The organism is Streptomyces sp. NPDC003247 (assembly GCF_042888135.1).
GTDB lineage: Bacteria > Actinomycetota > Actinomycetes > Streptomycetales > Streptomycetaceae > Streptomyces.
The window spans coordinates 981,768-998,520 of the sequence record NZ_JBIAPF010000003.1 but is presented as its reverse complement, the minus strand read 5'-3'; the positions used below and the strand labels follow the sequence as shown (position 1 = coordinate 998,520).

The following is a 16,753-nucleotide window of genomic DNA, read 5'->3' as shown; positions in this document are numbered from 1 at the left end:
ACACGAACGGGTGAAGCAGTGTGCACGCGTGTCCGCTGTCGTCTCCCCCGGTAATCTCACCTCCATGGCCTCACGTCCCTCCGCAGCCAAGAAGCAGCCCGCGAAGAAGGCGGCCGCTCCCGCGAAGGCCGCGGTGAGGAAGGCCGCCGCGAAGAAGGCCCCGGCGAAGAGGGCGCCCGCGAAGAAGGCCGCGGCGAAGAAGGTCGCGCCCAAACCGGCGCCCAGTCCCACCGGGGGCGTGTACCGGCTCGTACGCGCCGTCTGGCTGGGCTTGGCGCACGCCGTGGGCGCCGTGTTCCGCGGCATAGGGAACGGCGCCAAGAACCTCGACCCCGCCCACCGCAAGGACGGCGTGGCGCTGCTGCTGCTCGGCGTGGCCCTGATCGTCGCCGCGGGGACCTGGGCCGATCTGCGCGGGCCGGTCGGCGATCTGGTCGAGATCCTGGTGACCGGTGCCTTCGGCCGCCTCGACCTGCTCGTGCCGATCCTGCTCGCGGTCATCGCGGTGCGCTTCATCCGCCACCCCGAGAAGCCCGAGGCCAACGGGCGCATCGTGATCGGTCTGTCCGCGCTCGTCATCGGTGTCCTCGGCCAGGTCCACGTGGCGTGCGGCTCGCCCGCCCGCAGCGGGGGCATGCAGGCGATACGGGACGCGGGCGGTCTGATCGGGTGGGGCGCGGCGACCCCGCTGACGTACGCCATGGGCGAGATCCTCGCCGTACCGCTGCTGGTGCTGCTCACGGTCTTCGGGCTGCTGGTGGTCACCGCCACGCCCGTCAACGCCGTCCCGCAGCGGCTGCGGCAGCTCGGGGTGCGGCTGGGCCTGCTGCGCGATCCCGAGGCGGACGCGTACGGCGCGTTCGAGGACGACGACGCGCGCTACGACGAGCAGTGGCGCGAGGCGCTGCCCGCGCGCCCCCGTCGGCGCTCGGGCGCCCCGCAGGCGTACGACCCCGAGGGCGCCGAGCAGGAGGCCCTCTCGCGGCGGCGCGGCCGCCCCCGGCGCTCGGCGGTGCCGCAGCCCGCGATGGACCGTCAGCCGGACGCGGTGGACATCGCCGCGGCCGCCGCGGCCGACCTCGACGGCGCCGTGCTGCACGGCATGCCGCCCTCGCCGGTCGTCGCCGACCTCACCCAGGGCGTGAGCACGGGCGACCGCGAGCCGACCGCACCGGTCCCGGTTCCGGCCCCGGCCGCGCGTCCCCGGCAGGAGAAGCCGAGGACCGGGGCGGTGCCCGACCTCACCAAGTCCGCCCCCGAGGAGCCGCGCGACCTGCCGCCGCGCGCCGAGCAGCTCCAGCTCTCCGGCGACATCACCTACGCGCTGCCCTCGCTCGACCTCCTCACGCGCGGGGGCCCGGGCAAGTCGCGCAGCGCGGCCAACGACGCGATCGTCGCCTCCCTGACGAACGTCTTCACCGAGTTCAAGGTCGACGCCGCCGTCACCGGCTTCACCCGCGGCCCGACGGTCACGCGCTACGAGGTCGAGCTCGGCCCCGCCGTGAAGGTCGAGCGGATCACCGCGCTGACGAAGAACATCGCCTACGCCGTCGCCAGCCCCGACGTGCGGATCATCAGCCCGATCCCCGGCAAGTCGGCGGTCGGCATCGAGATCCCGAACACCGACCGGGAGATGGTCAACCTCGGTGACGTGCTCCGGCTGGCGGAGTCCGCGGAGGACGACGACCCGATGCTGGTCGCCTTCGGCAAGGACGTCGAGGGCGGGTACGTCATGCACTCGCTGGCGAAGATGCCGCACATGCTGGTGGCCGGCGCGACCGGCTCGGGCAAGTCGTCCTGCATCAACTGCCTGATCACGTCGGTCATGATGCGGGCGACCCCCGAGGACGTCCGGATGATCCTCGTCGACCCCAAGCGCGTCGAGCTGACCGCCTACGAGGGCATCCCGCACCTGATCACGCCGATCATCACCAACCCCAAGCGGGCCGCCGAGGCGCTCCAGTGGGTCGTTCGCGAGATGGACCTGCGCTACGACGACCTGGCGGCGTACGGCTACCGGCACATCGACGACTTCAACCGTGCCGTGCGCGAGGGCACCGTCAAGCCGCCGGAGGGCAGTGAGCGCGAGCTCCAGCCGTACCCGTACCTGCTGGTGATCGTCGACGAGCTGGCCGACCTGATGATGGTCGCGCCGCGGGACGTCGAGGACGCGATCGTGCGGATCACCCAGCTCGCGCGCGCGGCCGGCATCCATCTGGTGCTCGCCACGCAGCGGCCGTCCGTCGACGTCGTCACCGGTCTGATCAAGGCGAACGTGCCCTCGCGGCTCGCGTTCGCCACCTCCTCGCTCGCCGACTCGCGCGTCATCCTCGACCAGCCCGGTGCCGAGAAGCTGATCGGCAAGGGCGACGGGCTGTTCCTGCCGATGGGGGCGAACAAGCCGACCCGGATGCAGGGCGCGTTCGTCACCGAGGCCGAGGTCGCGGCGATCGTGCAGCACTGCAAGGACCAGATGGCGCCCGTCTTCCGGGACGACGTCACCGTGGGCAGCAAGCAGAAGAAGGAGATCGACGAGGACATCGGCGACGACCTCGACCTGCTGTGCCAGGCGGCCGAGCTGGTCGTCTCGACCCAGTTCGGGTCGACGTCCATGCTCCAGCGCAAGCTGCGCGTCGGCTTCGCCAAGGCGGGCCGGCTGATGGACCTCATGGAGTCGCGGGGTGTGGTCGGGCCGAGTGAAGGTTCGAAGGCTCGTGACGTTCTTGTGAAACCCGACGAGTTGGACGGCGTGCTAGCGGTGATCCGAGGGGAAACTGAAGGATAGTCGTTTCTTCGCGGGGGCAGCGGGCGTTCGTGACGCACCCGTTAGGGAGCTGTGGGCAACCGTTTCCCCTCGGCGTACGTCAAGTTGAGCGACTGGACAGGCGTGGCGTTCACCCTGGGCTCCGCACCTGGCCCGTCGTCGGGGTGTCCGGCCATTCCGATGGCGTAAATGCCCCACCGACCGGTTGCCCCTCCCTTTTGCCCCCCTCCTAGACTGAACCTCCAGCACAGGTGGCTACACGCTCGAAAGGCGCCCCCGTGTCCCTCGGCAACTCTCCTGAAGACGAGCGTCCGTTCGAAGACGTTCCTGAGGATGCCCGCCCCTCCATCGGCCGCGCCCTGCAGCAGGCGCGCATCGCGGCCGCACTGACCGTCGACGACGTCAGTACCGCCACCCGAGTCCGTATCGCCATCGTCCATGCCATCGAGTCGGACGACTTCGCCCCCTGCGGCGGGGACGTCTACGCGCGCGGGCACATCCGTACCCTGGCCAGGGCCGTCCGGCTGGACCCGGCCCCGCTGATCGAACAGTTCGACGCCACCCATGGCGGCCGTCCGGCGCCGACGCCGGCCGCACCCCTGTTCGAGGCGGAGCGCATCCGGCCCGAGCGGCGCGGGCCGAACTGGACCGCGGCCATGGTCGCCGCGATCGTCGCCGTGATCGGGTTCGTCGGCTTCACCGCGTTCAAGGGCGGCGACGAGGGCACCCAGGACGTCGCCGGCGGCGCCGCGCCCACCACCAGTGCCCCCGCCCCGCCCACCCCCAAGAGCGACAAGAGCATCGACGAGACGCCCGAGCCCTCCGACAGCGCCATCGCCGCCGCCCCTCAGGACAAGGTGACCGTCCAGGTCAGCGCCACCGACGGCAAGAGCTGGATCTCCGCCAAGGACCACAACGGCCGACTGCTCTTCGACGGACTGCTCAAGCAGGGGGACACCAAGACCTTCCAGGACAGCGAGAAGATCAACCTGGTCCTCGGGGACGCCGGCGCGATCCAGCTGTACGTCAACGGCAAGAAGATCGACGACGACTTCCGGCCGGGTGCCGTGGAGCGGCTGACGTACACGAAGGGCGACCCGGAGGCCGGGTGACGGGCTCAGGGCGCTTCTGACGGATCTCCGCGGCGTCGCGACGCCCGGCACGCCCCCTCGGCGATCCGTCAGAAGCGCCCTACCCACCGCGTGCGGGGCCGTCGACACCCGCCGGCCCCGCACGCAGGAAGATCGCCAACCCCGTCGGCGGGGGCTGTCAGCCGGACGAAGTAGTCTTGAGCCCATGCCTGAACGCCGTACCGTCGCACTCGTCACCCTTGGCTGCGCCCGTAACGAGGTGGACTCGGAGGAGCTCGCAGGCCGTTTGGAGGCGGACGGCTGGCACCTCGTGGAGGACGCCGCGGACGCGGACGTCGCCGTCGTCAACACCTGCGGTTTCGTCGACGCCGCCAAGAAGGACTCCGTCGACGCCCTCCTCGAGGCGAACGATCTCAAGGGACACGGCAGAACCCAGGCCGTCGTGGCGGTGGGCTGCATGGCCGAGCGGTACGGCAAGGACCTCGCCGAGGCGCTCCCGGAGGCCGACGGCGTCCTGGGCTTCGACGACTACGCCGACATCTCCGACCGCCTCCAGACCATCCTGTCCGGCGGCATCCACGCCGCCCACACCCCGCGCGACCGGCGCAAGCTGCTGCCGATCAGCCCGGCCGAGCGGCAGGACTCGGCCGCCGGTGTCGCGCTCCCCGGGCACGCTCCGGCGGACCTCCCCGACGGGCTCGCCCCGGCCTCCGGCCCCCGCGCGCCCCTGCGCCGCCGTCTCGACGGCGCCCCGGTCGCCTCGGTCAAGCTCGCCTCCGGCTGCGACCGGCGCTGCACCTTCTGCGCCATCCCCTCCTTCCGCGGCTCCTTCATCTCCCGCCGCCCGAGCGACGTGCTGAACGAGACGCGGTGGCTGGCCGAGCAGGGCGTCAAGGAGATCATGCTGGTCTCCGAGAACAACACCTCCTACGGCAAGGACCTCGGCGACATCCGCCTGCTGGAGTCGCTGCTGCCCGAGCTGGCGGAGGTCGACGGCCTCGAGCGGGTGCGCGTCAGCTACCTCCAGCCGGCCGAGATGCGGCCCGGCCTCATCGACGTGCTGACCTCGACCCCCAAGGTCGCCCCCTACTTCGACCTGTCCTTCCAGCACTCCGCGCCCGACGTGCTGCGCGCGATGCGCCGCTTCGGCGACACCGACCGCTTCCTGGAACTGCTCGACACCATCCGGAGCAAGGCGCCCGAGGCCGGCGTCCGCTCCAACTTCATCGTCGGCTTCCCCGGCGAGTCCGAGGCCGACCTGGCGGAGCTGGAGCGGTTCCTGAACCACGCGCGGCTGGACGCCATCGGCGTCTTCGGCTACTCCGACGAGGAGGGCACCGAGGCCGCGACGTACGACAACAAGCTCGACGAGGACGTGGTCGCCGAGCGGCTCGCCCGGGTCTCCCGGCTGGCCGAGGAACTCGTCTCGCAGCGCGCCGAGGAGCGCCTCGGGGAAACCGTGCGCGTACTCGTGGAGTCGGTGGACGACGAGGGCGTCCACGGCCGCGGGGCGCACCAGGCGCCGGAGACGGACGGCCAGGTGCTGCTCACGTCGGGCGAGGGACTCGTCGTCGGCCGTATGGTCGAGGCGAAAGTGGTCGGTACGGAAGGTGTCGACCTGGTGGCCGAGCCCCTGCCGGGCTCGATCGGGTGTCGTGAGGAGGCGGACAGATGACGGGTGTCCCGGCATCGGCCGCGGGCGGCGCCTCACCGGCGAAGGGCGCCGCGGCCGCTGCGGGCGCGTCCGCCGACGACGAGGCCCCGGGTGCCGGCAAGGCGCCGCGGGGCGGCAAGCTGGCGGCCGCGGCCGTCAACCAGGCGAGCGTCTGGAACGTCGCCAATCTGCTGACGATGCTCCGCCTGGTCCTCGTGCCGGGCTTCGTCGCGCTGATGCTGGCCGACGGCGGCTACGACCCGGCGTGGCGTGCGCTCGCCTGGGCGGCCTTCGCCGTCGCCATGATCACCGACCTGTTCGACGGTCATCTGGCGCGGACGTACAACCTCGTCACCGACTTCGGGAAGATCGCCGACCCCATCGCCGACAAGGCGATCATGGGGGCGGCCCTGATCTGTCTCTCCGCGCTCGGTGATCTGCCGTGGTGGGTGACGATCGTGATCCTGGGCCGGGAACTCGGGATCACCCTGCTGCGTTTCCTCGTCATCCGGTACGGCGTCATCCCGGCGAGCCGGGGCGGCAAGCTGAAGACGCTCACCCAGGGCGTCGCCGTCGGTATGTACGTCCTGGCGCTGACGGGCTGGCTGGCCACCCTGCGGTTCTGGGTGATGGCCGCGGCGGTCGTGCTGACCGTGGTGACCGGGCTCGACTATGTGAGACAGGCCATCCTGCTGCGCCGGCAGGGGATCGCCGAGCGCAACACGGTGGCGCAGGAGACGGAAGGGTGAGCTCCACGGCCGCCGACGTGGTCCGACTACTGACCGTGACAGGCCAGACGCTGGCCGTCGCGGAGTCGCTGACCGGTGGCCTGGTGGCCGCGGAGATCACCTCGGTCCCCGGCGCGTCCAAGGTCTTCCGGGGGTCCGTGACGGCCTACGCCACCGCCCTGAAGCAGGAGCTGCTCGGAGTCGACGGGGATCTGCTGGCCGCCCGGGGAGCGGTGGACCCGCAGGTCGCGGCCCAGATGGCGGCCGGGGTGCGCAGGGCGCTGGGCGCCGACTGGGGCATCGCGACGACCGGCGTCGCAGGTCCGGACCCCCAGGACGGGCAGCCGGTCGGGACGGTCTACGTCGCCGTGGACGGGCCGTCGGGGGCGGACCCCGGTTCTGCCTCTGGCGGAAAAGTGGAGGCCCTGCGGTTGAACGGCGACCGTGCGGAAATTCGTAGAGAGAGTGTACGGAGCGTACTCGCAGTGCTTCTGAAGGAGCTCGCGGGCGAACAGACCGGGAATGAGCGGGCACAGGATACGGAACAGAACGGGGGGTTTTGATGTTTGCAGCCCTGAGTGAACACGACATCGCTCCCCGCACGGCCGCAGCGCAAGGCGGTACGGTGGGGCGTGAAGGATGCGGCTACGCGGTCCGAGGAGGGAGCCACCGATGATTCTGCTCCGTCGCCTGCTGGGTGACGTGCTGCGTCGGCAGCGCCAGCGCCAGGGCCGTACTCTGCGCGAAGTCTCCTCGTCCGCCCGAGTCTCACTCGGCTATCTCTCCGAGGTGGAGCGGGGGCAGAAGGAGGCTTCCTCCGAGCTGCTCGCCGCCATCTGCGACGCGCTGGACGTACGGATGTCCGAGCTCATGCGGGAAGTGAGCGACGAGCTCGCCCTCGCCGAGCTGGCCCAGTCCGCTGCGGCCACCCCCAGTGAGCCTGTGCCCACGCCGGTCCGTCCGATGCTGGGTTCCGTGTCGGTGACCGGTGTGCCACCGGAGCGGGTGACCATCAAGGCGCCCGCCGAGGCAGTGGACGTGGTCGCCGCGTGAGACGCCCCTCGGCGGCCGTGCCGGCCGGCGGGTGTGCGCGAGGCGTACGGCACGAGTGCGGGTGAGTCGCTCACTGTGTGTGTGAGGCCCCGGCCGGGGCTCCTCCGGATCAGGCCGGAGGGGAGCGGTCGGGGTTTTTGCGTGGGGTTCTTGTCTGTCCGGGGGTTTCTTCTGCCGGTTCAGGTGCTGTGTGCCGGTTCGGGTGAGCTTGGGCTGATTCGGGTCCGTTTGCCGGTCATGCGTGCTGCGGTCATCGTGGAGGGGCATGACGGGAGCCGACCCACCCGGAGGTATGGATGAACGCCGTGAAGAGCCCGCTGCCCGACGCCGATCTCAAGACCGTCGCCGAAGCCCTGCAGGGGGCGCTGGTCGATCTGGTCGACCTCTCGCTCGTCGCCAAACAGGTCCACTGGAACGTCGTCGGGCCCCGTTTCCGGTCCATCCACCTCCAGCTCGACGACGTCGTGGCCAGCGCCCGCACACACACCGACGCGGTGGCGGAGCGCTCCTCGGCGCTGGGCGTGTCGCCCGACGGCCGGGCGGCGACGGTCGCCTCCGGCAGCGGCATCGACACGGTCTCCCCCGGATGGATCAAGGACGCGGACGCGGTGGGCGCCTTGGTGGCGGCCCTCGGTGCGGTGATCACCCGGATGAGGGAGCGGGTCGCGGCCACCGAGGACCCCGATCCGGTGAGCCAGGACCTCCTCATCGGGATCACCGCCGATCTGGAGAAGCATCACTGGATGTTCCAGGCGGAGAACGTGTGATGTGAGGGGTGAAGAGTGGTCCGCGCGACGGTGGTGCGCCCTCTCGGTGGTACGGGTGGGCGCTTCGCCGTCCTGTCGTCCCGCCGTCCCGCCGTCCCGCCGTTCCGCCGTCCTGTCGTCCTGCCGTGCGAAGGCAGTGGCTCGCCTGCGGCGGGCCGGTGGGGGCGGGTGGGAGGAGGTGACGGCCGTGGCGGGCCGGACAGTGGGCCGGGCGGCCTTCCTCGGGCTCGGGGTGCTGTGGTGGTGGGCCGTGCTGCGGCTCGCCGTGGTGCCCGAGGCCGGGGTGCTGGAAGGGGCCGTCGCCGCCGGGGGGTGGGGCCTGAGTCTGCTGCCGGTCCACTGTGTGGCCAAGGGGCGGGCGGTGGGGGCGGTCGCCGACGGGCGGTGGGCGGCTGCCTGGCGGGGGACGCGGGGTGGTCGGGGGGTGCCGGCGAGGGGGAGCGCGAGTGGGAGCGGGAGCGGGAGCGGGAGCGGGCGTGGGTGGCGGTGCAGGCGCGGCCTCGGCCGTATGCGGCGCCGGTGACGGGTGCGGTGCGTCCGGTGGCGGGGCGTATGGTCGCGCAGCCTCGCGCTCGCGCGCGACTGTTTCTCGTTGACCGGTGGGGCGTCAGACGGCCGGGTGTGAGCGGACCCGGCGGGTGGCCGGGGAGCCCGGGGCCGGGGCGGGTCCCGTCTGACAGCTCGGGCACCAGTACGTCGGACGTTCGCGGGAGCCGTCGCCCTGGTCGGCCACCCGCACCGGTGTCCCGCAGCGCAGACAGGGGCGGCGTGCGCGGCCGTAGACGAAGAGGTCCTGGCCGCGCCGGCCCGTGGTGACGCGGGTGGGGCGGTCGCGGTTCACCTCCAGGAGCCGCTGCGCGAGGACGGGCAGTTTCGCCGTGCGGTCGGCGGGGAGCTTCCCGACGGGCAGCCAGGGAGTGGCGCCGAGGAGGAAGCAGAGCTCGCACTTGTAGACATTGCCGATGCCGGCGAGGTTGCGCTGGTCGAGGAGGGCCTCGCCGAGGGGGCGGTCCGGGGCGGCGAGGAGGTTGGCGAGGGCCCGCTCCGGATCCCAGTCGGGACCCAGCAGGTCGGGGCCGAGGTGGCCGACGGCCCGCTCCTCCTCGCAGGTGCGCAGGAGTTCCAGGACGGGGAGGCGGTAGCCGACCGCGGTGCGGTCGTCGGTGCCGAGGACGGCCCGGATCTGGTGGGCCGGACCGCCCGTCCAGCGCTGGTCGTTCGCGTACACCTTCCAGGAGCCGTCCATCCGCAGGTGGGAGTGGAGCGTCAGGCCGCCCTCGACGCGGGTGAGGAGGTGCTTGCCGCGCGGGGTGACGTCCAGGACGGTACGGCCGGTGAGGTCGGCGGTGGCGTACTTCGGCACGCGCAGGTCGGAACGGGTCAGCACCTTCCCCGCGAGGGCGGTGTGCAGCCGCCTCGCGGCCTGCCAGACCGTGTCGCCTTCGGGCATGGGTCAAGGGTGGCACGGAGAGACGCGGCCGGGCGGCGTCAGGCTCTCAGTCTGAGGCCGCGGGGGGTCGCGATGAAGCCGGCGCCCTCCAGCAGGGTGCCCAGCGGGGCGGTCAGGGCCGAGGCGCCGTTGACGCGTTCCACGGTGACCGTGCCCAGGGAGCCCGCGCGGGCGGCGGCGGCGAGGGCTTCCGCCGCCGCGTGCAGGCGCGGGTCGTCGCCGACGGCGCCCTCGCCGTCCGCGGTGGCGGGCCAGGCCAGCAGGGTCTTGCCGCCGCGCTCCATGTAGAGGGTCAGCTCGCCGTCCACGAGCACCACCAGGGAACCCGCCTTGCGGCCGGGCTTGTGCCCGGCGCCGGTGGGCGGCTCGGGCCAGGACAGGGCGGCGCCGTACGCGTTCGCGGGATCGGCCGCGGCGAGCACCACGGCGCGCGACGCGGGGGAGGGCGTACGGCGGTGGCGGTCGGAGAATCCCGAGGCGTACGGGAAGCCGTTGCCGCCGCGGGGGCCGCCGGCGCCGGGGGCGGCGAGGTCGCGCGGGGAGAGGCGGCCGCCCGGTGCGGTGGGGGCCGCCGGGGAGTCGAAGGCTCCGTCGAGGCCGGGGACGTCCCAGCCGAGATCGTCGGAGGGGGCGGTGTCGGGGAAGGCGAAGCCGTCGGGGGCGTCGCTCTCCCCGGCCGGGGCGGGCAGCGTCTCGTCCCGGTCGCGGGCGTTGGCGACGGCGCGGACCCGGTCCACGGCGCCGTCCATGGCGAACTGTGCCGCGCCGAGGCCCTCCACCACGTAGCCGCGGCGGGCCTGGCCGCTCTCCTCGAAGACGGACAGGACGCGGTACGTCGCCGAGAACCCGCCCTCGATGCCCTCGGCCGAGACCGCGCCCCGGGTCACCACGCCGTGGCGGTCGAGCAGGGCGCGGGCGACGGCGTGGGCGCGGACGGTGGGATCGGGTTCATGGGCGGGCAGGAGCGACCAGCGGCCGGCGACGGTCGGAGGGCCGTTGCGGGAGGCCGACCGCGCGGCGGCCGTCAGTGAGCCGTAGCGCCCGCGCGGGACCGCGCGCTTGGCACGGTGGGCCGTGGACCCGGCGGTGCGGCCCGAGCCCAGCAGGGCGCGCATCGGCGCGAGCGTGTCGTTGGTGAGCCGGCCCGACCAGGCCAGGTCCCAGACGGCGTCGGCGAGTTGCGGGTCGGTCGCCTCGGGGTGCGTGGTGGCGCGGACCTGGTCGGCGATCTGGCGGAAGAACAGGCCGTAGCCGCCGGCCAGGGCGTCCAGGACGGACTGGTGCAGTGCCGTCAGCTCCAGCGGATGGGGCGCGGGCAGGAGCAGGGGGGCCGCGTCCGCCAGGTACAGGGAGACCCAGCCGTCCTTGCCGGGGAGCGCGCCCGCGCCGGCCCAGAGCACCTCCCCGGAGGCGGTGAGTTCGTCGAGCATCGCCGGGGCGTAGTCGGTCATACGGGACGGCAGGACGAGCTTCTCCAGGGCGGAGGCCGGCACGGACGCCCCCTGGAGCTGCTCGACCGCGCGCACCAGGCCGTCGACGCCGCGCAGGGCGTGGCCCTTGCCGATGTGCTGCCACTGGGGCAGGAACTGGGCGAAGGCGGCGGGCGGTACGGGTTCGAGTTCGTGCCGCAGGGCGGCCAGGGAGCGGCGGCGCAGCCTGCGCAGGACGGCCGCGTCGCACCACTCCTGGCCGATGCCGGCCGGGTGGAACTCCCCCTGGACCACCCGGCCCCCCGCGGCGAGGCGCTGGAGGGCGCCCTCGGTGACCGCGACGCCCAGGCCGAAGCGGCCGGCGGCGGTGGCCGACGTGAACGGGCCGTGGGTGCGGGCGTACCGTGCCAGAAGGTCGCCCAGCGGGTCCTTCACCGGCTCGGTGAAGGCCTCCGGCACCCCGACCGGGAGGGCGGTGCCGAGGGCGTCGCGCAGCCGGCCCGCGTCCTCGATCGTCGCCCAGTGGTCGGCGCCGGCGACACGGACCCGGATGGCGCGGCGGGCGGCCGCCAGCTCCCGGGCCCAGTCGGGTTCCGCACCGCGCTCGGCCAGCTCGGCGTCGGTGAGCGGGCCGAGCAGGCGCAGCACGTCCGCGACGCCTTCGGCGTCCTTCACCCGGCGGTCCTCGGTCAGCCACTGGAGCTCCCGCTCCAGTTCGGTGAGCACCTCCGCGTCCAGCAGCTCGCGCAGCTCCGCCTGACCGAGCAGTTCGGCCAGCAGACGCGAGTCCAGGGAGAGGGCTGCCGCGCGGCGCTCGGCGAGCGGGGAGTCACCCTCGTAGAGGAACTGGGCGACGTAGCCGAACAGCAGGGAGCGGGCGAAGGGGGACGGCTCCGGGGTGGTGACCTCCACCAGACGCACCCTGCGGGACTCCAGGTCGCCCATCAGCTCGACGAGCCCCGGGACGTCGAACACGTCCTGGAGACACTCGCGGACCGCCTCCAGGACGATGGGGAACGAGCCGAACTCGCTCGCCACCTGGAGCAACTGGGCGGCGCGCTGGCGCTGCTGCCACAGCGGGGTCCGCTTGCCGGGGTTGCGGCGCGGCAGCAGCAGGGCGCGGGCGGCGCACTCGCGGAAGCGGGCCGCGAACAGGGCGGAGCCGCCGACCTGGTCGGTGACGACCTGGTCGACCTCGCCCTTGTCGAAGACGACGTCCGCCGCACCGACCGGCGCCTGCGCGGCGTCGTACTCCGCGCCCGCCTTCAGCGGCTCCTGGTCGAGCAGTTCCAGCCCCATGAGGTCGGCGTCCGGCAGGCGCAGCACGATGCCGTCGTCGGCGTGCATGACCTGGGCGTCCATGCCGTACCGCTCGGAGAGCCGGGCGCCGAGGGCGAGGGCCCAGGGGGCGTGGACCTGGGCGCCGAAGGGGGAGTGCACGACGACCCGCCAGTCGCCGAGTTCGTCGCGGAAGCGCTCCACGACGATCGTGCGGTCGTCCGGGACGTGGCCGCAGGCCTGGCGCTGTTCGCTCAGATAGGAGAGCACGTTGTCGGCCGCCCAGGCGTCCAGACCGGCGGTGAGCAGGCGCAGGCGGGCGTCGTCCTCGGGCAGGGAGCCGACCTCGCGCAGGAAGGCGCCCAGCGCGCGGCCCAGCTCCAGCGGGCGGCCCAGCTGGTCGCCCTTCCAGAACGGGAGACGGCCGGGGACCCCGGGGGCGGGGGAGACCAGGACGCGGTCGCGGGTGATGTCCTCGATGCGCCAGGAGCTCGTGCCCAGGGTGAAGACGTCGCCGACCCGGGACTCGTAGACCATCTCCTCGTCGAGCTCGCCGACCCGGCCGCCGCCCTTCTTCGGGTCGGCGCCGGCGAGGAAGACGCCGAACAGGCCGCGGTCGGGGATGGTGCCCCCGGAGGTCACCGCGAGCCGCTGCGCCCCCGGGCGGCCGGTGATCGTGCCGGTGACGCGGTCCCACACCACGCGCGGGCGGAGCTCCGCGAAGGCGTCGGAGGGGTAGCGGCCGGCGAGCATGTCGAGGACGGCCGTGAAGGCGGATTCCGGCAGTGCGGCGAAGGGCGCGGCACGCCGGACCGTGGCGAGCAGGTCGTCGAACGGCCAGGCGTCCATCGCCGTCATGGCGACCAGTTGCTGGGCGAGGACGTCCAGCGGGTTCGCGGGAATCCTGAGGGACTCGATGGCGCCGGTGCGCATGCGCTCGGTGACCACCGCGGCCTGGACGAGGTCGCCGCGGTACTTGGGGAAGACCACGCCCGTGGAGACGGCTCCCACCTGGTGGCCGGCCCGGCCGACGCGCTGGAGGCCCGAGGCGACGGAGGGCGGGGACTCGACCTGGACGACCAGGTCGACCGCGCCCATGTCGATGCCCAGCTCCAGGCTGGAGGTCGCCACGACGGCGGGGAGGCGGCCCGCCTTGAGGTCCTCCTCCACGAGCGCGCGCTGCTCCTTGGAGACCGAGCCGTGGTGGGCGCGTGCGATGACCGGCGGGGCGCCCTGGGCCGCGCCGGAGCCGCCCATCAGCTCCGCCGGGGCGTGGTGCTCGTCGAGCGGCTCGCCGGTGGCCCGCTCGTAGGCGATCTCGTTGAGGCGGTTGCACAGGCGCTCGGCGAGGCGGCGGGAGTTCGCGAAGACGATGGTGGAGCGGTGCGCCTGGACGAGGTCGGCGATCCGCTCCTCGACGTGCGGCCAGATCGAGGGGCGCTCCGCCCCCTCGGAGCCGTCCGCGACCGGGGAACCGCCCAGTTCGCCCAGGTCCTCGACCGGGACGACGACCGAGAGGTCGAACTCCTTGCCGGACTCGGGCTGGACGATCTCCACCTTCCGCCGCGGGGAGAGATAGCGGGCCACCTCGTCGACCGGACGGACGGTCGCCGAGAGGCCGATGCGGCGGGCCGGCCTCGGCAGCAGCTCGTCCAGGCGCTCCAGCGAGAGCGCCAGGTGGGCGCCGCGCTTGGTGCCGGCCACGGCGTGCACCTCATCCAGGATCACCGTCTCGATGCCGGTCAGCGCGTCACGGGCGGCCGACGTCAGCATCAGGAACAGGGACTCCGGGGTGGTGATCAGGATGTCCGGGGGGCGGGTGGACAGGGCGCGGCGCTCGGCGGCGGGGGTGTCGCCGGAGCGGATGCCGACCTTGACCTCGGGCTCGGGCAGCTCCAAGCGCACGGCCTCCTGGCGGATGCCGGTCAGAGGGCTGCGGAGGTTGCGCTCCACGTCCACGGCCAGGGCCTTGAGCGGGGAGACGTACAGCACGCGGCAGCGCTTCTTCGGGTCGGCCGGCGGGGGCGTCGAGGCCAGCTGGTCCAGGGCGGCGAGGAACGCGGCGAGGGTCTTGCCGGAGCCGGTCGGGGCCACCACCAGCACGTCCGAGCCCTCGTGGAGGGCCTGCCACGCGCCCGCCTGGGCCGCGGTGGGCGCGGAGAACGCCCCCGTGAACCAGGCGCGGGTCGCGGGGGAGAAGCCGTCCAGGGCTCGGTGCGCGTTGCTGACCATGCGTCCATCGTGCACCCGGGGTCTGACAATGCGGCCGGGGCGGGGGTGCGGCGCGGGGCGGCGGGCGGGGGTGCGCCGGGCCGGGCCGGGCCGCGGGGGTGGGGCGGCGGCGCGCCGGGCGGCCGGAACCGGGGGTGTCGGGCGGCCCGGACCGGGAGGTGTCGGGTGGCCGGACCGGGAGGAGTCCGGCAGGAGCGCTTCGGGCCGGGGTGAGGGCACCGAGCGTTCGGGAGAGGGGCGCCGGGCGGGGTGGGGTCGGGCGGAGGGGGTGCGGAACGGTGCGCAGAATGGGGGTATGGCGGGATCGGGTGAGGTGGCGCGGCACTGGCGGTACGCCGAGCTGCCCGGGGTCGACCTGCTGCGCGCCCGGTACGTGCGGAAGAACTTCGTGCGGCACACCCACGAGCACTTCGTGATCGCCGGGATCGCCGAGGGCGTGGAGGTCTTCCACCACGGTGGGAGTGATCAGTACGCGGGAGCCGGCGCGCTCGCGCTGGTCAACCCCGATACGCCGCACACCGGACGGGCGGGGGTCCCCGAGGGGTGGCGGTACGGGGCCGTGTACCCCTCCGTGGAGGTCGTGGCCGGGATCGCCGCCGAGACGACCGGCCTGCGCGGCACGCCGGGCTTCGTGCGCCCGGTGCTCGACGACCCACAGGCCGTGCGGCTGGTGCTCCAGGTGCTGCGGGCCGCCGACGAGGGCAACGCGCTGGCCGCCGACACGCTGCTGCGGGTGGCCGTGACGCGGCTGCTGCGGTCGAACGGCGGGTCGCTGCCCGTTCGGCGGGTGCGTACGGCCGGGGGCTTGGTCGCCGTACGCGCGCGTGCCGTGCTGGAGGAGCGGATGGCCGACCCGCCGACGTTGGAGCAGCTCGCGCGGGAGCTGGAGACCGGTCCGTTCGCGCTGCTGCGCGCGTTCCGCGACACCTACGGGATGCCGCCCCACACCTGGCTCACCGACGCGCGGGTCCGTCGGGCGCGGCGACTGCTGGACGCGGGCAGGGCACCCGCGGAGGCCGCCCTCGCGGTGGGGTTCACGGACCAGCCGCACCTCAACCGTCACTTCGCCCGCATCGTGGGAGTGCCGCCGGGCGCCTACCAGCGTGAGCGCAAGAACGTACAAGACGCGCGACGGTGACCGCTCCTACCGTCCGACGTGTGGCAGAACAGGCAGAAAAAGCACGACAGACAGCTCGCTCGGACACCGGCGACGGCCGCCGGTACGGCAGGCCCGACGCCGCCGTCGTACGGGACGCCCTCGGCGTCGGGGTCGCCGTCGGCCTCTCCGGGTTCGCCTTCGGGGTGACCTCGGCGGGCAGCAGCCTCACCGTGTGGCAGAGCTGTGCGCTCAGCCTGCTGGTGTTCACGGGCGCGTCCCAGTTCGCGCTCGTCGGGGCGCTCGCGGCGGGCGGCAGCCCCCTCACGGCGGCCGCCGGCGCCTTCTTCCTGGGCGTGCGCAACGCGTTCTACGGCCTGCGCCTGTCGCAGGTGCTGGCCCTGCCGCGCGCGGTGCGTCCGTTCGCCGCCCAGTGGGTGATCGACGAGACGACGGCCGTCTCGCTGGCACAGCGCGACCGGCGGGGTGCGCGGATCGGCTTCGCGGTCACCGGGCTCAGCCTCTATGTGCTGTGGAACCTCACCACGCTGCTGGGCGCCCTGGGGGCCGAGGCACTCGGGGACACCGACGCCTGGGGGCTCGACGCGGCCGGCCCGGCCGTGTTCCTGGCGCTTCTCGCCCCCATGCTGAAGACCCGCACCGACCGGGCCGCGGCCGCTCTCGCGGTCGTGCTGGGGCTCGGTCTGCTGCCCGTCCTGCCCGGCGGCGTGCCGGTCCTGGTGGCCGCGCTCGCCGCACCGCTCGCCCTCTGGGGCGAGGGCCGTCGCGCGGGGCGTCCGCGGAACCGTCAGGAGGACGGACGATGAACATCTGGATCGCGATCGTGGCGACCGCCCTCGGCTGCTACGCCGTCAAGCTCGCCGGACTGCTCGTTCCCGCCGGGCTGCTCGAGCGGCCCCTGGTGCGGAGGCTCGCGGCCCTGCTGCCCGTGGCCCTGCTCGCCGCCCTCACGGCCCAGCAGACGTTCGCCGACGGGCGGGCGCTGGTGCTGGACGCGAGGACGGCGGGGCTCGCCGCGGCAGCCGTGGCGCTCGCCCTGCGGGCGCCGTTCCTGCTCGTCGTCGCGGCGGCCGTGGTGGTGACGGCCGGGGTGCGGGCCGTGGGGGGATGAGGGCGGCCGGGAGCGAGGGGCGGGACGGCTGAAGGAGGGAGGGAGACGGCCGGGATGCCGGCCCTCGGAGGACGGTGG

The 16,753-nt window shown here is 73.7% G+C and carries 11 protein-coding genes and 1 pseudogene; 10 read left to right on the top strand and 2 right to left on the bottom strand.

From position 1 onward, the window contains the following. Positions 1–64 precede the first annotated feature (64 nt). From ACFYWQ_RS13655 to ACFYWQ_RS13625, 7 genes are all read left to right on the top strand, one after another. On the top strand, positions 65–2,785 hold the full coding sequence (locus ACFYWQ_RS13655) for a DNA translocase FtsK (RefSeq protein ID WP_389515893.1): 2,721 nt from the start codon (positions 65–67) through the stop codon (positions 2,783–2,785). Positions 2,786–3,042: 257 nt separating this feature from the next. Then, complete coding sequence (locus ACFYWQ_RS13650; protein WP_389515891.1) at positions 3,043–3,876, top strand: helix-turn-helix domain-containing protein; 834 nt, start codon at positions 3,043–3,045, stop codon at positions 3,874–3,876. Positions 3,877–4,060: 184 nt separating this feature from the next. Further along, a complete protein-coding gene (rimO, locus tag ACFYWQ_RS13645) occupies positions 4,061–5,530 on the top strand; it encodes a 30S ribosomal protein S12 methylthiotransferase RimO (RefSeq protein ID WP_389515889.1) in 1,470 nt (489 codons plus the stop codon). Beyond that, the gene (gene pgsA, locus ACFYWQ_RS13640) at positions 5,527–6,258 is read left to right on the top strand and encodes a CDP-diacylglycerol--glycerol-3-phosphate 3-phosphatidyltransferase (protein ID WP_389515887.1); all 732 of its coding nucleotides are present in this window, start codon (positions 5,527–5,529) and stop codon (positions 6,256–6,258) included. The genes rimO and pgsA overlap by 4 nt, the downstream gene beginning before the upstream one ends. After that, positions 6,255–6,800: a CinA family protein gene (locus tag ACFYWQ_RS13635; protein ID WP_389515885.1), complete on the top strand. Its 546-nt coding sequence runs from the start codon at positions 6,255–6,257 to the stop codon at positions 6,798–6,800. Before pgsA ends, ACFYWQ_RS13635 begins: the two co-directional genes overlap by 4 nt. A 109-nt stretch (positions 6,801–6,909) precedes the next feature. Then, a complete protein-coding gene (locus ACFYWQ_RS13630; protein WP_167997591.1) occupies positions 6,910–7,290 on the top strand; it encodes a helix-turn-helix domain-containing protein in 381 nt (126 codons plus the stop codon). Between the two features lie 296 nt (positions 7,291–7,586). After that, positions 7,587–8,057 (top strand): Dps family protein, encoded by a 471-nt coding sequence (locus tag ACFYWQ_RS13625; RefSeq protein WP_389515883.1) that lies wholly within the window; start codon positions 7,587–7,589, stop codon positions 8,055–8,057. A gap of 607 nt (positions 8,058–8,664) precedes the next feature. On the opposite strand, the gene ACFYWQ_RS13620 is transcribed toward ACFYWQ_RS13625, so the two are convergent. Both ACFYWQ_RS13620 and ACFYWQ_RS13615 read right to left on the bottom strand, forming a co-directional pair. Then, positions 8,665–9,507: an Fpg/Nei family DNA glycosylase gene (locus tag ACFYWQ_RS13620; RefSeq protein WP_389515882.1), complete on the bottom strand. Its 843-nt coding sequence runs from the start codon at positions 9,505–9,507 to the stop codon at positions 8,665–8,667. A 38-nt stretch (positions 9,508–9,545) separates the two neighbouring features. After that, positions 9,546–14,447, bottom strand: a complete 4,902-nt coding sequence (locus ACFYWQ_RS13615; RefSeq protein ID WP_389515879.1) for an ATP-dependent helicase — start codon at positions 14,445–14,447, stop codon at positions 9,546–9,548. A 295-nt stretch (positions 14,448–14,742) separates the two neighbouring features. Between ACFYWQ_RS13615 and ACFYWQ_RS13610 the strand changes: the two are divergent. The 3 genes and pseudogenes from ACFYWQ_RS13610 to ACFYWQ_RS13600 form a co-directional block, all read left to right on the top strand. Continuing rightward, a pseudogene (locus tag ACFYWQ_RS13610) lies at positions 14,743–15,582 on the top strand (AraC family ligand binding domain-containing protein); the annotation flags it as partial. Between the two features lie 23 nt (positions 15,583–15,605). Continuing rightward, on the top strand, positions 15,606–16,370 hold the full coding sequence (locus ACFYWQ_RS13605) for an AzlC family ABC transporter permease (protein WP_389515877.1): 765 nt from the start codon (positions 15,606–15,608) through the stop codon (positions 16,368–16,370). After that, positions 16,367–16,675 (top strand): AzlD domain-containing protein, encoded by a 309-nt coding sequence (locus ACFYWQ_RS13600; protein WP_389515875.1) that lies wholly within the window; start codon positions 16,367–16,369, stop codon positions 16,673–16,675. Before ACFYWQ_RS13605 ends, ACFYWQ_RS13600 begins: the two co-directional genes overlap by 4 nt. Positions 16,676–16,753 lie beyond the last annotated feature (78 nt).

Bases quoted from the DNA above. Each gene is read 5' to 3' on its own strand.
- ACFYWQ_RS13655 (WP_389515893.1), top strand. From the start codon at position 65: ATGGCCTCACGTCCCTCCGCAGCCAAGAAGCAGCCCGCGAAGAAGGCG.
- rimO (WP_389515889.1), top strand. From the start codon at position 4,061: ATGCCTGAACGCCGTACCGTCGCACTCGTCACCCTTGGCTGCGCCCGT.
- pgsA (WP_389515887.1), top strand. From the start codon at position 5,527: ATGACGGGTGTCCCGGCATCGGCCGCGGGCGGCGCCTCACCGGCGAAG.
- ACFYWQ_RS13630 (WP_167997591.1), top strand. From the start codon at position 6,910: ATGATTCTGCTCCGTCGCCTGCTGGGTGACGTGCTGCGTCGGCAGCGC.
- ACFYWQ_RS13625 (WP_389515883.1), top strand. From the start codon at position 7,587: ATGAACGCCGTGAAGAGCCCGCTGCCCGACGCCGATCTCAAGACCGTC.
- ACFYWQ_RS13620 (WP_389515882.1), bottom strand. From the start codon at position 9,507: ATGCCCGAAGGCGACACGGTCTGGCAGGCCGCGAGGCGGCTGCACACC.
- ACFYWQ_RS13615 (WP_389515879.1), bottom strand. From the start codon at position 14,447: ATGGTCAGCAACGCGCACCGAGCCCTGGACGGCTTCTCCCCCGCGACC.
- ACFYWQ_RS13600 (WP_389515875.1), top strand. From the start codon at position 16,367: ATGAACATCTGGATCGCGATCGTGGCGACCGCCCTCGGCTGCTACGCC.